The sequence below is a fragment of the Synechococcus lacustris str. Tous genome, assembly GCF_003011125.1.
GTDB lineage: Bacteria > Cyanobacteriota > Cyanobacteriia > PCC-6307 > Cyanobiaceae > Synechococcus_D > Synechococcus_D lacustris.
This window is the reverse complement of the sequence record NZ_PXVC01000230.1, coordinates 1-961: the sequence shown is the minus strand read 5'-3', so window position 1 is coordinate 961 and position 961 is coordinate 1. Positions and strand designations below refer to the sequence as shown.

Genomic DNA, 961 nt, shown 5'->3' with positions numbered 1-961 from the left:
GTGAAGTATCTACTGCTTATGAGGATGTTGCTGGTTTCTGCTACAACGCCAGGTTAAATGAGATTGAAAAGAATGGATTTGTGCTCACGCCTGGGCGTTATGTGGGAGCGGCAGATGTTGAAGACGATGGTGAGGCATTTGAGGAGAAGATGAAGCGCCTCACTGGATTGCTCAAGCAGCAGCAGGAGGAAGGGGCAAGGTTGGATCAGCAGATTGCCGATAATCTGAGGAGGTTGGGATATGAGTTCTGAATACCCTTTTCTCCCACTGGGAACAGTGGCAAGTGTCAGATCTGGATACGCCTTCAAAAGTTCTGATATGGGCACAGAAGGGCATCCACTTGTCAAGATAGGAAGCATCGTTCCGCCAAGAGTTGACATCAGTTCTTGCGATAGGATTAGCAAGGAAGTTATCGGAAAAACGCCAGGCGCGGATAGGTATCTACTCAAGGAAGGGGATATTCTGATCGCAATGACAGGCGCAACGGCAGGGAAAACGGGTAGATTTCCTGCCACAAATGAGGAGTGCTTTCTGAATCAGCGAGTGGGGAAGGTTTATCCCACAGACAAGAGCAGTATTGACCAGGAATACCTTTATCAAGTTCTATCCAGGCAAGGGTTTGCCGACGAGATACTATCCCTCGCTGACGGAAGCGCACAGGGCAATGTCAGCGGGTCGTTGATTGAAACCTACAAGGTTCCAATCCCACCGCTACAAATCCAAAAAGCAATTGCCCATATCCTCGGCACCCTTGACGACAAGATCGAACTGAACCGCAAAACCAACGAAACCTTGGAGACGATGGCAAAGGCACTCTTCAAGTCGTGGTTTGTGGATTTCGATCCAGTCAGGGCGAAGGCAGAAGGTCGCCCCACTGGATTGCCAGCAGAAATCAGCGACCTGTTTCCAGATTCATTTGAGGATTCGGAACTGGGTGAGATTCCGAGTGGGTGGGAAGTGA

The 961-nt window shown here is 49.7% G+C and carries 2 protein-coding genes; both read left to right on the top strand.

Features of this window, described 5'->3' with window-relative positions; genetic code table 11:
* A partial coding sequence (locus C7K08_RS14545) for an N-6 DNA methylase (protein WP_133165335.1) occupies positions 1–251 on the top strand: 251 nt, incomplete at its 5' end.
* The coding region (locus tag C7K08_RS14540) for a restriction endonuclease subunit S (protein WP_193464850.1) at positions 241–961 on the top strand (721 nt) is incomplete at its 3' end. The genes C7K08_RS14545 and C7K08_RS14540, both read left to right, overlap by 11 nt.